The organism is Polymorphospora sp. NPDC051019 (genome assembly GCF_040683055.1).
GTDB classification, from domain to species: domain Bacteria; phylum Actinomycetota; class Actinomycetes; order Mycobacteriales; family Micromonosporaceae; genus Polymorphospora; species Polymorphospora lycopeni.
In genome coordinates, this window is the sequence record NZ_JBFBCH010000037.1 from 1 (window position 1) to 16,228 (window position 16,228).

Annotated in this window: 12 protein-coding genes and 2 pseudogenes; 8 read left to right on the forward strand and 6 right to left on the reverse strand. The window is 66.6% G+C overall.

Annotated elements, in window-relative coordinates; genetic code table 11:
• From AB0M79_RS35120 to AB0M79_RS35130, 3 genes are all read left to right on the forward strand, one after another.
• On the forward strand, positions 1-3,367 hold a 3,367-nt coding region (locus AB0M79_RS35120; RefSeq protein WP_364222759.1), incomplete at its 5' end, for a polymorphic toxin-type HINT domain-containing protein.
• A 9-nt stretch (positions 3,368-3,376) separates the two neighbouring features.
• Positions 3,377-3,748, forward strand: coding sequence for a hypothetical protein (locus AB0M79_RS35125; RefSeq protein WP_364222762.1), 372 nt, complete (start codon positions 3,377-3,379; stop codon positions 3,746-3,748).
• 706 nt (positions 3,749-4,454) lie between these two features.
• Entirely contained in the window at positions 4,455-5,165 is a 711-nt protein-coding gene (locus AB0M79_RS35130) for an IS6 family transposase (RefSeq protein WP_364222833.1), read from the forward strand.
• A 246-nt stretch (positions 5,166-5,411) separates the two neighbouring features.
• On the opposite strand, the gene AB0M79_RS35135 is transcribed toward AB0M79_RS35130, so the two are convergent.
• Entirely contained in the window at positions 5,412-6,188 is a 777-nt protein-coding gene (locus tag AB0M79_RS35135) for a transposase family protein (RefSeq protein ID WP_364222765.1), read from the reverse strand.
• 408 nt (positions 6,189-6,596) lie between these two features.
• Here AB0M79_RS35135 and AB0M79_RS35140 point away from each other — a divergent pair, with 408 nt between their 5' ends.
• Complete coding sequence (locus tag AB0M79_RS35140; protein ID WP_364222836.1) at positions 6,597-7,286, forward strand: IS6 family transposase; 690 nt, start codon at positions 6,597-6,599, stop codon at positions 7,284-7,286.
• Between the two features lie 91 nt (positions 7,287-7,377).
• Here the strand turns inward: AB0M79_RS35140 and AB0M79_RS35145 are convergent.
• Positions 7,378-7,563, reverse strand: a pseudogene (locus tag AB0M79_RS35145) (hypothetical protein); the annotation flags it as partial.
• Between the two features lie 170 nt (positions 7,564-7,733).
• Here AB0M79_RS35145 and AB0M79_RS35150 point away from each other — a divergent pair.
• Complete coding sequence (locus tag AB0M79_RS35150; RefSeq protein WP_364222768.1) at positions 7,734-9,182, forward strand: fibronectin type III domain-containing protein; 1,449 nt, start codon at positions 7,734-7,736, stop codon at positions 9,180-9,182.
• 854 nt (positions 9,183-10,036) lie between these two features.
• On the opposite strand, the gene AB0M79_RS35155 is transcribed toward AB0M79_RS35150, so the two are convergent.
• Positions 10,037-10,420, reverse strand: coding sequence for a hypothetical protein (locus tag AB0M79_RS35155; protein WP_364222771.1), 384 nt, complete (start codon positions 10,418-10,420; stop codon positions 10,037-10,039).
• A gap of 124 nt (positions 10,421-10,544) precedes the next feature.
• The gene (locus AB0M79_RS35160) at positions 10,545-10,853 is read right to left on the reverse strand and encodes a hypothetical protein (protein ID WP_364222839.1); all 309 of its coding nucleotides are present in this window, start codon (positions 10,851-10,853) and stop codon (positions 10,545-10,547) included.
• A 45-nt stretch (positions 10,854-10,898) separates the two neighbouring features.
• On the opposite strand from AB0M79_RS35160, the pseudogene AB0M79_RS35165 reads away from it, so the two are divergent.
• Positions 10,899-11,356, forward strand: a pseudogene (locus AB0M79_RS35165) (transposase); the annotation flags it as partial.
• Positions 11,357-11,486: 130 nt separating this feature from the next.
• Here AB0M79_RS35165 and AB0M79_RS35170 read toward each other — a convergent pair.
• A complete protein-coding gene (locus AB0M79_RS35170; protein WP_364222774.1) occupies positions 11,487-11,726 on the reverse strand; it encodes a hypothetical protein in 240 nt (79 codons plus the stop codon).
• An 82-nt stretch (positions 11,727-11,808) separates the two neighbouring features.
• Between AB0M79_RS35170 and AB0M79_RS35175 the strand changes: the two genes are divergently transcribed.
• Positions 11,809-13,059 (forward strand): IS630 family transposase, encoded by a 1,251-nt coding sequence (locus tag AB0M79_RS35175; protein ID WP_364222777.1) that lies wholly within the window; start codon positions 11,809-11,811, stop codon positions 13,057-13,059.
• Positions 13,060-13,458: 399 nt separating this feature from the next.
• On the opposite strand, the gene AB0M79_RS35180 is transcribed toward AB0M79_RS35175, so the two are convergent.
• Positions 13,459-15,324: a BTAD domain-containing putative transcriptional regulator gene (locus AB0M79_RS35180; RefSeq protein WP_364222780.1), complete on the reverse strand. Its 1,866-nt coding sequence runs from the start codon at positions 15,322-15,324 to the stop codon at positions 13,459-13,461.
• Positions 15,325-15,572: 248 nt separating this feature from the next.
• Between AB0M79_RS35180 and AB0M79_RS35185 the strand changes: the two genes are divergently transcribed.
• The coding region (locus AB0M79_RS35185) for a M23 family metallopeptidase (RefSeq protein ID WP_364222783.1) at positions 15,573-16,228 on the forward strand (656 nt) is incomplete at its 3' end.

Below are 16,228 nucleotides of genomic sequence, written 5' to 3' on the forward strand. Positions count from 1 at the left end.
CGGCGCCCTGTGGTGGGAACCCGAATGGTCCCTGCGCGCGGTCAACAAGACCATCTTCGACAACGCGAACCGCCCCGTCGCGGAGGTCTTCCTCGCCAGTGACGGCGTCACCAACCTGGTCGAGAAGTGGCGGACCACCACCGCCTACGAAGGCGACCTGACCAAAACGACGCCCCCGGACGGGGGAGTGGCGACCACCACCGTCACCGACGCCGACGGGCGCACCATCGAGGCACGGCGGCACAACACCGCCGCCGGTGTTGGCGGCACCTACGACCTGACCCGGTACGAGTACAACGCCAAGGACCAGCTGGTCAAGATCGTCGGGCCGACCGGGAACGAGTGGCGCACCACCTACGACATCCAGGGCCGGGTAGTCGAAACCGCGGACCCGGACAAGGGCGTGACCGAGTCGGAGTACAACGACCTCGGCGACCTGGTCAAGACCACCGACGCCCGCGGCGAGGTCCTCGCCTACACCTACGACCAACTCGGCCGCAAGACAGCCGTCTACGACGACGTCGTATCCCCGGCCACCAAACGCGCCGAGTGGAAGTACGACCGCCTGATCGACTTTTCGTCGCTGCGGGGCCAGCTGACGGAAACCATCCGGTACGAGCCACCCGGCTCCACCAACGCCTACAAATGGCAGCTGCGCACCGCCAACGCGCGGTATCAGATCACCGGCTTCCAGCACGTCATCCCGGCCAGCGAAACCGGCCTGGGCGGCACCTACATCTTCGCCAACGGCTTCGCGGAAGCCGACGGCAGCCAGGTCATGGCGAGGTTCCCGGCCGCCGGCCCGCTGGTCACAGAGACCCTGACCACCGTCTACGACCCGACCAGCGGCCTACCCATCGCGCTGACCTCCAGCGCCGAGGAACCCGTCATCGGCGAGCAGACCTACACCGAGTACGGCGAACCCACCCGAACCGAACGCAGGATCGACGACGGAGACTTCGTCGAGGACGTCGTCACCTACGACCCGGCAACCCGCCGCGTCGCCGGAACAGCGGTCAGGCCGGAGCACAGCGGGAAGGTGGTCGACCGCTCCTACGAGTACACCGACGCCGGCACCATCCTCGAGATCGCCGACACCCCACAGCTGGGGCAAGCCGACACCCAGTGCTTCCGCCGTGACGCACTGACCCGACTCACCACCGCGTGGACACCGAAGACCGGCATCACCTGCGAACCGAACCCGACCGTCGCCGACCTCGGCGGCCCGGCACCGTACTGGAACTCCTGGACCTACGACGCGACCGGCAACCGCCTCACCCAGGTACAACACACCGCCACCGGCAACAACACCCAGACGTCGGCTTACCCCGCCCAAGGCGCGTCGGCGGTACGACCGCATGCCGTGACCTCGGTGACCCGCAGCGGACCGGCCGGCGCGGGCGTCGACGCCTACAGCTACGACGCCACCGGAAACACCACCAGCCGCCCGGGCGTCTCCTCAGCCCAGACGCTGACCTGGAACTCCGAGGGCCGGCTCGCGTCGGTGACTGACGCCGGGGCGACGACCAGCAACGTGTACGACGCCGACGGCAGCCGGCTGATCCGCCGCGACGCGGCCGGCACCACGCTCTACCTGCCCGGCATGGAACTGCGCCGCGAATCCGGCACGACGACCTGTACCCGCTACATCACCTTCGCGGGCCAGACCATCGCCCAACGCACCGGTAACAGCCTCGCCGACGTGACCTGGCTCTACGCCGACCACCAGGGCACCGGCCAGACCGCCATCGCCGCCGAGACGCACGCAGTGACGACCCGCCGGACCACCCCGTACGGCACACCCCGCGGAACCAACCCGACCTGGCCGAACAAGAAGGGCTTCGTCGGCGGAGACATCGACCCCACCGGACTGACCCACCTCGGCGCCCGCGAATACGACCCAGGCCAGGGCCGCTTCATCTCCGTCGACCCCGTCTTCGTCACCGAAGACCCACGCCAACACCACGGCTACCAGTACGGCGCCAACGACCCGGTCACCCACTCCGACCCCACCGGCCTGAAGCTGCCCTCCGAAGGCAAGGACAGTGCAGGCCCACCGCCGGCCAGCAACCCGCCGCCACCAAAGAAGTGCAACTGGATCTGCCAAGGGAAGAACAAGATCAGCGGCGCCGTCGGCGCGACCACGAACTGGGTCAAGGAAAACAAGGCCGAGATCGCAGGCTTCGTCGTCGGCGCGGTCGTCGGCGTCGGCTGCGCCGCCGCGATCGGATGGACCGGTGTCGGCGCCGTCGCCTGCGGCGCCATCGCCGGCGCCGCAGGAGCAGCCGTCACCGGCTACATGAACGGCGAACGCGGCCTCGACCTGGTCACCACCACCATCATCGGCGCCGCAACCGGCGCCGTCACCTCCGTCCTCGGCCCCGTCGCGGCCAAAGCCATCGGCGGCGCCGCCAAAGCAGCAGCCGGAGCAATAACCGGAGGCGGCGCCAGAGCCGCAACCGGAGCCGCATCCACAGCCGCCAGTGCCGGGGCCAAGAACGTCGCCGCCACCGCCGGCAAGGCCACCGGCATCAAGCTCCCAACCCTCAAGACCGCAGGAACGAGCTGCACCAGACACAGCTTCGCCGCCGGTACCGCAGTCGTCATGGCCGACGGCACCACCAAACCCATCGCCGACGTCGAAGTCGGCGACGAGGTCCTGGCCACCGACCCCGAAACCGGCGAAACCAGCCCCCGTACCGTCACCGTCGAACACCTCAACCTCGACAACGAACTCACCGACCTCACCGTCGCCGACGCCACCGGCGAAACCCACCTCATCGAAACCACCCCCAACCACCCCTTCTGGAGCACCACCCGCCAAGCCTGGATCGGCGCAGGCGACCTCCAGCCAGGCGAAACCCTCCACACCCTCGACGGCACCACCGCCACCATCACCAGGGCAGACACCTACACCGACCCCACCTACATGTACGACCTCACAGTCGACACCACCCACACGTACTATGTGATGGCTGGCAGAACATCGGTGCTTGTGCATAACTGCGGTGATGCCGACCTGCCACCCGAGGACGCGTCCGAATGGTTTTTCCGTGGGGTCGACGAGCAGCATCCAGGGTATGCGGATGCGTTGAACGGAACTGCTAGGCCGCGGGGTGGACACAGCGACTGGGCCCGTCACAACGCCGGTGATACTGAGAGTGAATTTACTTCCTGGACGAGCAACCGGTCCACGGCGGAGCGGCATGCCACGAAGATGAGCGGGCGTGGGGTGGTTCTAATGGTGCGGAGAGGAAGTCGAGCTATTATCGACATGGAGTTCTTCGGCCTAGACAAGTTTGGGGAGAGTGAGGTCTTGATTGAGGGTATTGTTCAAGGAGCTCGCCATTATCATCATGTTCGATAGTGGGGTGTCGTGAGTTCCGTGTTGCTAAATCGAGAAACCCTTGACTTGTTGCGAAACCTGGCGAGTTCGGATCTCGCGGCGCATGTCGGTGACCTGTATTCGCTTGAGGGGTACGTCCTGCCTGTCGTGAGGATACGTCCCGCCGAGGTGATCGATTCCTATCGAATCCGCGCAGATATTGCCGAGGGGGCAGGTAAGGTCGTCAGTGGTCATAGCCGCTTCATGATGTCGATGCGGCGTGGAGGTGAATATTTGTACATTGGTAATGTGGATGTTGGTTCAGCAACTATTTACATGATATTCAATGGTGACCTTAGTGTGCCTCTCGGGTGGATGGCGATTCATCATCAAGGTGGGGATGTGGAGTGCAATGGGGGATAGAAGGTAACCGTGGTCGACTGGTCGATCTTGGTGGTTATCCTGCAATTGTTGCCATCAGAATGAAATCAGCGATCAGTCGGTCGCCGCGTCGAGGAACGTGGCCAGATGGTCCGGCGCCCATACCGTCGCGGCCTCCACCCGGTCGTCCGCCAGCAGCAGCCCGTGCGCCCCGAGACTTGTCACCCTTTCGGTGTAAGCTGTCACCTTCGGACTGGTGACCGTCGGCAACGCCGTCGAAGCCGAGGCGCAGGCGAGACAGATCCTGGCCGTCGAAGACCCGTCGTCGGCGTAGGAGGCCACCATCGTGGTCGCGCGGGCCCTGCGCACAGGGCCGGGAAGCAGGCGCCCGGGCCGTTATGTCCGGGTACGGGATCGACGAGTAGAACGTGGACCCAAACCTTGTTGATCTCAACCGCGGGGCCGGGTGACGCGGAATGTTCCGCAGGTGGCTTTGTGCGCGAGTGTCGGCCCCGCATAGGCATGAGTTCGGATCCCATCCTCCAGTCCGTGATTCCTGTGGGGCGTGTCTTCGGGACCCAGGAGACGGGGGCAGCGTCCTAGTAGGGGCCTGTCTGCGAACGGCCCTGTCTCAAATTCGGTGGTGACGGAGAGTTGTGGGGGTTGTTGACACGGCTCTGTTGCATTGGTGGGGTGCTTGATCGACTACCGTCGTTGGCTGGCGTGGTTCGCTTGTCCGGTGAGGTCGCTGTCTCGTGTCCGGTCGGGGTCTCCGCCTGCGTCGGCGTTCGCGGGGTTCCGGTTCCCGCCGGAGGTGATTGTCCTGGCGGTCCGCTGGTACCTACGGTTCAACCTCTCCTACCGGGATGTGGAGGAGTTGCTGGTCGAACGCGGTGTCGGGGTGGATCACGTCACGGTCTACCGGTGGGTGCAGCGGTTCACCCCGCTGTTGGCCGACGCCGCCCGGTTCACCCGCCATGCACCGGGTGACCGTTGGTTCGTGGATGAGACGTACGTCAAGGTCAACGGCGTGTGGCGCTACGTCTACCGGGCCGTCGACCAGTATGGGCAGGTCATCGACGTGCTCGTCTCGGCGCGTCGGGACGCCGCCGCGGCCCGCCGGTTCTTCGAACGAGCCCTGACCACGGTGAAGGTCACGCCGGTCGAGGTGGTCACCGATGCCGCCCCTACCTATCCCGGCGTCCTCGACGAACTGATCCCGTCGGCGTGGCACCACGTCGAACGACATGCCAACAACCCGATCGAAGCTGACCACAGCCAGCTCAAGCACCGACTCAGACCGATGCGCGGGCTGCGTTCCGATCGCACCGCCCAGACGATCATCGCCGGACACGCGTTCGTGCAGAACCTCCGCTGCGGACACTTCGAACTCGCCACCGACGCTCGACCCGCGACGCGGGTGGCTGCAGCGTTCACCGAACTCGCCCGAGCGATCTGACCAGTGCCCGCTGACGCGGCTCGACGTGTCCACCGATCCGACAATGCAACAGCGCCGGTGACCGGACGGCCGCCGCGACCGCTGGTGCCGCCGGTGGGCAGGTAGGAGGCGATCAGCTGCCACTCGGTGTCGGTGGTGTCGGACGGGTAGCGGCGTGGACGGGCCGTGGGCAGGTGCTCCGGGGCGGTGGCGGGGGGCGCGGCGACGGCCTGGCCGCAGACCAGGTAGAAACTCACTGAGCCCTTTTCATCGTGGGTAGCGGGCGCCCTCGGCGGCTTGGAGAACGAGGATGGCCTGCACGATCGCGGTGGCGCGGCGGGGGCAGCAGCGGAGCTTGGTGAGAATCCTCCAGCTTTTGAGGGTCGCGACTGCGCGTTCGCCGAGGGCCCGGATCTTGGCGTGGTGGCGGTTGACGGTCTTCTGGCGGCGGGACAGGCGGGTGCGTCGGCGTTTGAACGGTGTCCAGACGGTGCCGCCGGCGCCTTGATAGCCCTTGTCCGCGAAGGTCATCACATCCGCGCCGGTCAGGGCCTCGATGAGGCCGTGGGTTCTGGCCGCGGTCACGTCGTGCGTCGATCCGGGCAGCGCCGGCGAGGCCCACTTGAGCCGGCCCGCGGGGTCGGCCAGGACCTGCACGTTGACTCCGTGCCGCTTGTGTTTTCCCGAGTAGTAGGGCCGTTGGTCGGCGACTCGGTCGATCGGGATCAGCGTTCCGTCGAGGATCGCGAACGCCAGCCGCGCCGCCGTGTGCATTGCTTCGGCGATGCCAGGTGCGCAGGTGGCGAGTAGGTCGACGGCTTCTCGTAGGTATCGCCACGCGGTGGTCACCGATACCCCGAACCCGGCGGCCAGGCGGGTGAGGGTGTCGCCGTTGCGCAGGTGGGCCAGGGCCATCAACGCCTGCCGCTGCGCAGGTAGCCGGCGCCACCGGCCGCCGAGCGAGAGCCTGCGGGCCCGGATCAGGTCGGTCAGGCGGGTCAGGCTGCGCGTGGACAGCGGGATGCTGGCAGGATAGGCAAGCAACGAAGCTCCCGTGGCGGACGGTGTGTCTTGGTCGACTGCTGTCCTACCGGGAGCTTCGTCCTATCTGGAGCAGCGACACGCCACCCCCGCCCGGCCTGCCCAGACCAGCCCCGATCACGATGAAAATGGCTCACTGTAGGGCCTTCGGGATGGCATGGCTTCGACAACCACAGCCGTACCCGGAGGCCCTACCACGTGTCGGCGCGACACACCGAGATCGACTCGGATTCCTGCGCCCTCAACCGAGCCCAGCCACGCCGACCTGGTTCTTCAACGGGCACTCAAACCACCTGACCAGTTGTCAGACTGGCTCTCAGAACCGCACCATCACACTCACAGTTGCGTTGGGCATCGGCAAGATCGAGGCATGCTTGAGCAGTGAAGCCGCCGACACGTGCTGGATCCTGCCTGCCTGCGAAGTCGGCGTTCGCCGGATTCCGGTTCCCGCCGGAGGTGATCGTGGTCGCGGTCCGCTGGTACCTGCGGTTCAACCTGTCCTATCGCGATATCGAGGAACTGCTGGTCGAACGCGGGGTCGAGGTCGATCACGTCACCGTCTACCGGTGGGTGCAGCGGTTCACGCCGCTGCTGGCCGACGCCGCCCGCTTCCGCCGGCACCCGCCGGGTGACCGGTGGTACGTCGATGAGACGTACGTGAAGGTCACCGGCGTGTGGCGGTACGTGTACAGGGCTGTTGACCAGTACGGCCAGGTCATCGATGTGCTCGTCTCGGCCCGTCGGGACGCCGCCGCGGCACGCCGGTTCTTCCGCCGGGTGCTTTCGACGTTGAAGGTGACACCGGTCGAGGTGGTCACCGACGCCGCCCCCGTCTACGCCGGTGTGCTCGACGAACTGGTCCCGTCCGCGTGGCATCACGTCGAGCGGTACGCGAACAATCCGATCGAAGCCGACCACAGCCAGCTCAAACACCGACTCAAACCGATGCGCGGCCTCCGCAACGACCGCACCGCACAGACGATCCTAACCGGACACGCCTTCGTCCAGAACCTCCGCCGCGGACACTACGAACTCGCCACCGATGCTCCGCCCGCAACGCGGGTGGCCGCCGCGTTCGCCGAACTCGCCCGAGCAATCTGACCAGTGCCCGCTGACGCGGCTCGGCGTGTCCACCGAACCGACAAAGCAACAGCGCCGCGTCGGCCGGTAGCGGGGTGAACCGCTGCCCTCACCGGTAAACCGTGTCGTGATCCACCTCCACGCCGGTTCGACCGGCAGTTCCGCCACATTCCGATACGAAAGGTTGAACCGGAGGTACCAGCCGACCGCGAGGACGATCGCCTTCGGCGGGGAACCGGAAACCAGTGAACGCCGACGGCGGTGGGGACCCGGACCCGACACGAGACAGCGACCCCATCAGCTCAGCTGCTTACTCATCGAGCCCGTAGTCGATCAAGCTGCCGCCGAATGCAACAGCACCCCACTTGGCCCGCCGCACCACCGGCAGGTTCCTCCTGCGCCCCGACGTTGACATAAATGGATAGCTTTGTTTACTGTTTTTTGGCGTCTCCATAGAGAGGATCGCCGATGCGTACGCTCGTCGCCCCGGCCGCCGTGCTGACCGCCCTGCTAACCGTGCTCGCCGGCACCACCGGCACTGCGGCCGCTGCCGGCCCGGCCCCGCTGGCACCGGCCGACCTGACCGGCTCGGTCTCCGCCACCGGCATCTCCCTGTCCTGGCGCCAGCCGGCGGGCGGCCCCGCAGTCGCGTCGTTCCGCGTCTACGAGGGCGGCGCGGTCGTGCGGCGCACGGCGACGACGTCGGCCCCGATGCAGTACCTCGGCATCAACACCACCCACACCTACACGGTGACCGCAGTCTCCTCCAACGGCGTGGAATCGCCCCCATCAGCGCCGTTCACGGGCACCACGTGGACGCCCGGCATGGCGCCCCAATGCAACGAGCCCGCGCCGCTCACCGTCTTCGACGTGACGTCCTCCGCCCTATCGGTGCGCTGGTCGGTAGGCCGGGCGTCGCCGCAGCTCGCCCTCACGGTCAACGACCGCGACTACGGCATCGTGCCCGGCACGAGCCTGCGCGTCGGCGGCCTCACCCCCGACACCCCGTACACGATTGCCCTACGCCGCGCCAACTGCAACCCGCACAACGCGACGGTCGGCTACGCCACCACCCGCACGCTGCCCGGCGCGACGAATGCGGCGGCCGCGCCCCGCAACCTCGCCGCCACCGCCCAGACCGACCGATCGGTCAGCCTGACCTGGTCGGCCCCGTCCGACGGCTCGTACATCCACCAGTACGCGGTCTACGACGGCGCCCACCGGGTCGCCACGACGTGGATCCCGTCGGCGACGATCACTGGCCTGTTCCACAACACCGCGCACCGTTTCACCGTGGCGGCGCTGGACGTGGCCGGCAACGAGTCGGAACACAGCCCCATCCTGTCCCTCTCGACCGCTCCCTGCCCGGTTCGCCCGCCGTCCCCGTCCCGGGTGACCGCCACCGCTGTCACCGCGTCGACCCTGCGCCTGGACTGGACCCTCGAGTCGACCGCCGGCTCCTACATTGTGCTGGACGGTGACAGCGTCGTCGCCACCGTCACCGACCCGGCCACAGTGCTCACGGGCCTGGCGCCGGCCTCGTCACACAGCCTGCGCGTGGTCGGGTCGTTGCCCGGCTGCCCCGACACGCCCGCCTCGGCGCCGCTGACCGTGACCACGCTCCCGGGCCCCAGCGGCCGCCCGGCGGCCCCGCTCGGCTTCCACGCGGCCCAGCCGACGGTTGTCAACACCTACGAGGCCGACGTCCCGCTGTCCTGGACCCCGTTGCCCGGCCTGACCTACCGCCTGTACGACGGCGCCACGGTGGTCGGCACGTACCCAGGCAACGCCGTGACCCTGCGTACCCGCGGCGCCGAACGCCACCAGTACCGCCTGACCGCGGTCAACGCGAACGGCGACGAGTCCCCGCCGACTGCCCCGGTCGACGTGATCACCCCATTCCTGGTCGCCCCGTGATGTCGCGGTGCGGGCGGTCCTGACCGGCCGACACGATCGCTGCGCGGCCCGGCACAGCGCGTCGTGTACGGCGGTGAAGATCGCGCGTTGCAGCCGTTCCTCCACCAGCGCGGACGGTGACCTGCGGCGGCGTCACGGCGAGAAGGACGCTGAAGCCCCCGTGTTTCGTCATAGCGGCTCGTGGGGATCTGATTCGCTGCGTTGGCTGGCGGAGCAGGAGGTGTACCTCGTCGTCGCGCGGTCCGCAGGGCACAGAGGCGGGGGCCTTTCGGTCCACGCCGGATTGCCTTGGTCGCCTGGTCCGGCGGCCGTGCCGCTGAGACGCTCTGAGGGTGGGAGCGGAACCACGCGAGTGCGAACCGGAGCGGCCGGAACTGCGGCACCGGGTGGACTGGCGGCAGTGGGCTCCGCTGGCCCTGCTCACCTTGGCCGTGCTGGTCATCATCAGCGGCACTACGCGCAGCCTATTTACACGCATCAGTGCGATTAATCTGCTAAATGCGGCGATTGTTGCGTCATGAAACGACCCGTGAGGCTAATGGCCATGGCTTTTACCTCTATCCTGACTGTCGCCGCCTGTGCTCCCTCACCGACTCCCGCAGCCGCTTTCGTGTCAATCGAAGGGGAAGCTCCTGGATTCGATGGGAGGATTGACAGCGCAACCTTGGCTGTTACGGACGGTTGCGTGACGGCGATTATTCCAGAGGAGTCCGAAATTGCCGACAAGATCCTACGACTCGCCTTTCCCAAGGGAACGACAATGGGTGGGGATGTAATTTCTATTCCCGATGGTCAAGCGGCGAAGGTCGGAGACAGTGTTGGAATCTCGGGGGGACTAATTCAGGATGACCTGTTCACCAATCTCGATGTGCGAGTTCCAGCGGCTTGCGAAAGTGACCTCCCAACATGGGCGGTAAGGCGATTCTGATACTCCAGCCACCCTTCCGGCAGATGGAGTATTCGCTGGTAGTGGCTCTTCTGGCACGGAGTTGATGTCGGCGACGCCATGTTGACCATCGATCGATGTAATCGACTGGTTCAGGTTCGGTGATCAGGTAGGCCCCGACAAGATCGTGACGGCGTCCGACTTGAGTTGACTGGTCAGAAGCGCCGTTGTTGATGGCAGCAAGGCGGGCATGACTGGTTCGGAAGATCATCAGGGTTCGTACGCTGTGTTGATCGCCGAAGTGAGTCATGCCCGGTTTGCCATCATCGCTGATCCCGTCGGTGTCCCACACACCGGCACTGACCGTGCCCGAAGCCGCTGGCGGACTGCTTTTACGCAGACTCCACCGGGTGAACGGCTGGCTGAGCGTCCGGGGTCGGGTACGGGCCGTTGCGATGATGAACGCTTCGTCGTCCTCACTGATCCGGCGTAGACGCGAGGGTCCAGGCAGGCCAGGCCGATCTGTTGTACCGGTGGATGACCTCACGGATCGCGTCCTCGTCGCCCTGGACCAGGCGGGCGAGCCGGGACGGTGTTTCCACTGGCCGAGGCATGATGGCCATCGTCCGTTGCGGCCGGATCGGTGATCCTGCCCGTGTTGCTGCTGTTGCGATCCTCGCCCGCCGTTTGTGGTCGGCCACCACCGCGCACACCGCAGCGATTACGACGACCGTGATCCGGTACCGGACGCCTGGCCGGGCCCGCGGATCAGGAAGATCAGCCAGCGCTGCCCCCGCCGACTATCTGGCCCACAACCGCGGTCCGCGCCGGTGGTGGTCGGCCGGGAACGGCTGCGGGAGTTCCTGCACCAGCACGACATCACCTTCCAGCGGACCAAGACCTGGAAGGAGACCAATGACCCGGACGCCAAGGCAAAGCTCGCCCGGATCGAAGCGGTGACCACCGCGTTCCCGGACCGGGTCTTCGCCTTCGACGAGTTTGGTCCGTTGAGCATCAGGCCGCGTCGGCAACGACACCATGTGGGGCGTGGTGCGGCGCCGCAAGTCCACAGCGAACACCCTGGCCGCGCTCAAGTCGATCCGCAAGGTGCGGCCCCGACCTACGTGATCCTGGACAACCCGTCCGCGCACAAGGGCAGGACGATCCGGGCCTAGGCCGCACGCAACAAGGTCGTGCGCGGAGCGCACCGGAGCGCAGGCGACGCGAACTGTGCTTCACCCCGACGTGTTCCTCCTGGGCCAACCCGATCGAGGCGCACTTCGGACCGCCCGGTCGTTAGCACGCCGCTTCCCACCGCCCTGCGGCCGGAGCGCAGGGCGGTAGGATCAACGGCTTGGCTTCCTGCCAAAAGTCGTCCAGAGCCCAGGTCTGGGATAAGCCCTTAGTGGTCCTCTTCGTTAATTCGTCGGGGGTTGTGTCCAGGCGGTGGGGTCGTTGAGGTAGAGGCCGCAGGCGCAGTCGAGGGCTTGTTCGGGGCTGCCGGCGGGCAGGCCGTTGGGCAGGATCGAGTCCTGGTAGCCGTCGCGGCTGGCGAGGTAGATCGCGAAGCCCCAGATGCTGGCCGAGCCGCCGTAACGTAGCCGGCATAGCGGCAGGGTGGTGCCGTCGGCGAGTTGGCCGTCGATGTAAGCGAACACGCCGCGCCACCGCACGGATACAGCTGTCAGGGCGGGCCAACGGGTTCGTGCGTGCTGCGTGAGGCGTTGACGCAGGCTGATCTTGGTCGACTCGGGCGGAGGCTTGGCCACGAGGGTCATCCTGCCTGACCGTTTCCGTGGTGTGTCGGTACTGGTCGGGCGCCCGTGTGGGTGGCAGAACTTGTCGATGCCCTTGCCGAGTCCCTGTCCGATCGTCCTGACTGGTGACGAGCGGGCCGCGCTGCACGCGCTGGCCCGCCGACCCACGGCGGCGTACCGCCTCGTGGTGCGGGCCCGGATCGTGTTGGCCGCGGCCGATGGCGGCAGCAACGCGGCGATCGCCGCTGGGCTGCGGCTGCATGTGGACACGGTCCGTAAATGGCGGGGGCGGTTCTTCACCCACCGGCTGCAGGGGTTGACTGACGCGGCCCGCACCGGACGGCCGCGCCGGTTCACCGACGTGCAGGCTGCCCAGGTCAAGGCGCTGGCGTGCGAGATACCGGCCGAGCGTGGAGTGCCGCTGTCGCGGTGGAGCGCGGCCGATCTGGCCGACGAAGCGGTGGCCGCCGGGGTCGTGGACGACATCTCGCCGGCGACGGTCGCCCGCTGGCTGGCCGCCGACGCGATCAGGCCCTGGCGGCACCGGTCATGGATCTTCCCCCGGGACCCCGACTTCGCCGCCAGGGCCGCAACGGTGCTGGACCTGTACGCCCGGACCTGGCAGGGGCGCCCTCTGGGCGAAGCGGATTTCGTGATCAGCGCGGACGAGAAGACCTCGATCCAGGCCCGTTGCCGCTGCCATCCGAGCCTGCCACCTGGCCGGACACGGCTGATGCGTGTGGAACACGAGTATCAACGCGGCGGTGCGCTGGCCTATCTGGCCGCCCTGGACGTCCACCACGGCACGGTGTCCGGCCGCTGCGAGCCCGCGACCGGGATCGCCCCGTTCGCCCGCCTGGTCGACCAGGTCATGACACGCGGACCCTACGCCTCGGCCGACCGGGTGTTCTGGATCGTCGACAACGGCTCCTCCCACCGAGGACAGGCGTCCACCGACCGCATCACGCGGCAATGGCCCACCGCACGGCTGGTCCACCTGCCCGTCCACGCCTCCTGGCTGAACCAGATCGAGATCTACTTCTCCATCGTGCAACGCAAGGTCGTCACCCCGAACGACTTCCACGACCTGACCGACGTCGAGAACCGGCTCATGGCGTTCCAGAACCACTACAACCTCGGCGCGCGACCGTTCAACTGGCGGTACACCAAGAAGGATCTCGATTCCACCTTCGAACGCCTGGCCACCTACCAACCCCGCACCGCCGCTGCGTAACCCCCGACGAATTAACGATCAGGACCACTTAGGACAGGAATGAGGGCGACAGCGGCCGCAGTGTGGCTGCACCACGGCTGCGAATTGTCCGTCTCCCCAGTGGGATCCCGCTGGGGAGACGGACAACCTGTTCCCGAAGCTAGATCCCGACGCATCGGCCGAGCTGCTGCCTGGCGATACAGCCAGAGATGCTGTCCGCCCGCGATGGTAACTGAGTGTATTTGTGCGTGGCGGGAGATCGTGTGCGCGCGGTTCATCAGGTTGCCGGTCCAGAACGCGCTGCCCGACCCGCCCAGGACCCACGCCATCGAGACGAAGCCGGAGCAGTCGGTGCGGTAGTCGCCGTACTGGTTGCGGTAGCAGCGGGGCTGGCTGTACGGGATCGAGCGGCCCGCTGAGCTAACGGCGTTCTGTCGGTACGATACGGCCGTTGGTGTCGATTCCGTATGTAGTGGAACCGGTTGATGCGATCGTTCGGAATGGTTTTCCGCGGTTGTCGACGGGTACGGTCCCCTCCCTGTCGTTTATGGAGTAGTGAAGTGTCGCGGTCCAGGTGCAGTCGAACCTCGAGGTTTTGGCTTGGATGTGAATGATCTCCGGCTCGTTGTGCGACACTCGTAGGGTTTCCCATGGTCTTGTGCCGGTGAGGTCTCCTGTTATGACGATGAACGGCGTCGTGTCGTCCAGGTTGACTTCTGCCCTTCGATGGAGTACCTCTGCCTTAAACGTGAACCGTTGTTTTGAAATGTACGTCCTCAGTGGTTGAGTTGGTTTCTGACTTATGATGTTGATCTCTATTCGGTTGATCAGGATAGAGGCCTCGTCTATTCCCTGCAGGGACAGCTTGATATATGTGGTGTCCGCGTCGCCTCCTCCATTCGCGTAGGCCCAGGTGGCCAGGACGAGCGGGTTCTGATGGTCGGCTGGTGGCGGCGATAGTTCGCCGACGGGCTTGTCGAATATGTATCCCATGTGGCCGCCCTGAGCCCGGACATCCTCTACCAGGTTGATGCCTGCCTTCACCGATAACGGGTGCTGCGCCCGAGGCGCCGCCTTTTCTCGAGTTGTGCCCGTCGGCGAGCTGGCCGGTTCGGCGGTGAGGGCTTCGTCGGGTATAGGGCGGCTGGCTGGTGATCGGGGCGCGTTGTCGCCGGTGAGGTGGATGGTGGCCGCTGCCCCGACGGTGAGGACTGCCAGAGCGCTGAGGTACGTCAGCCGGCGACCATGCCAGCCGTTTCCGCGCCAGGTCAGGCCGTGCCGGGTACGGATGGCGGCAAGTCGTTCCGAGAGGGTTGGAGACGTTGCCGGTCGCCGCGGGACGTCTCGTGCTGGGGGCGGGTTGTCGCCTTCAGCGACGTCCGCGGCATCAGCGGTTACGGCAGGGCTGGCCTGTGCAAGGCGGGAGGGCTCGATCCCGGCCTCGCCGTTGCGAAGAGAGCCGCTGGATACGCTGGCCGACTCGGATGTCGTTGCCCGCACGGTCGGCGCTCCGCTGCCCTGGGCCGGGGATGCGGGGCCGAGTGTGTCCGGATCGTTGCGCAGGATCGCGGTGTGCAGGTGATGAAGCTGTGGGCCGGGGTCGCATCCCAGGTCGGCGGCGAGTCTGGCGCGGAGCTGTTCGTAGACGTGTAGGGAATCGGCCTGCCGGCCCCCGCGATAGAGGGCCAGCATGAGCTGTCCGACAAGCCGTTCCCGCAGCGGATGGGCAGTGACCAGTTCGGCGAGTTCCCCGACGAGGTCGCCGTGGTTGCCGAGGGCCAACTCGAGGTCCAGGCACTGCTCGATTGCCGCCATCCGTTGCTCGTCGAGACTGATCGCGACGGCTCGCACCACCCGGGTGGGGCAGCTGTCCGCCGCAGGGCCACGCCACAGCGCCAGCCCTGCCCGGAACTCGCGGACCGCGTCGACAGCGTGGCCGGTGGACTGGAACGCCTTCGCCAGCGTGACGTGCCGGGCGAACACGCGCGCGTCGATCTGGCCGTCGTCGATGACGATCCGGTATCCGGCTGTGTCGAAGACGATTTGTTCCACCCCGCCGGACTGCGCCAGTTGGCGGCGAAGAGCGGAGATCAGGTTCTTCAGCTGCCGGTCCACGGTCGTCGGGGGCTCGTCGTCCCAGACCGCCTCGACCAGGCGCTCGCGGGTGACCACCTGATTGGCGGCTAGCAACAACGTGGCGAGGAGCCGCACCAGCCGCGGCTCGAGCTGCAGCGGCTGCCCGTCCGCACCGAGAACCTGTAGCGGACCCAGGATCCTGAACCTCACCAAACCCCCTTTGGCCAGCGCAGATACCGCTCTGATGACCGAATCGGTGCCATTCCGATGACCGCGCCGACAGATCGTCTCATGCAGCACGGACAAACGCGGTACCTCGCAATGCCTGTGCCGCAGTTCCCCGGTCTCGCCAATGGTCTGCCCGGGAGCGCACGTGGTCGACGCCGAGTGAACGCCTTTCACGGCTGATCGGCGCGAACACGACATTTGTCCAGCGACATGGAAGAGAGGTCAACTCGATGTTGGTCAGAGCGCTTCGATGGCTTGGCGCAGTTACCCTGCTTGGCCTGGCCGGTAGCGTTGCCGTGCCGACGCCGGCGCAGGCGGCGCCTCCGCTGTTCCAGCTTCCGTTCGAGTGTGGCCAGCAGTGGAAAGGTACGACCGGTAGCGGCGCCCACAGCACGCCATGGGAAATCGACTTCAACTGGGGATCCGGGACCGCCGATCTCGGTAAGCCGGTGCTTGCCGCTGCCGCTGGAACGATCTCGATCGCGAGGTACGAAACCACCAACGGCTACGGCAACCGGGTGGTGATCCGGCACCAGAACACCGGCTACACCACCCAGTACGCGCACCTGGAGAAGTTCGCCCCCGGGCTGAAGGTGAACGACACCGTCCGGCAAGGACAGCTGATCGGCTACGTCGGCGCCAGCAGCGCCAAGTACAGCCTCAGCCCACACCTGCACTACGAGGTCCGTAACGCCAACGTACTCCAACCCGCCTACTTCAACGGCATCCGATTCGGCTACCCCACCCAGACCGTCACCTCACGCAACTGCGGTAACAACCCCAAAGCAGGCGCGTTGCGGGATGTGACTGGGGATGGGAAGTCGGATCTGCTCGCGGTCGATTCCAGCGGCAATCGCATGTACCGGTACGCGGGGTCCGGGACCGG

Bases quoted from the DNA above. Each gene is read 5' to 3' on its own strand.
- AB0M79_RS35150 (WP_364222768.1), top strand. From the start codon at position 7,734: ATGCGTACGCTCGTCGCCCCGGCCGCCGTGCTGACCGCCCTGCTAACC.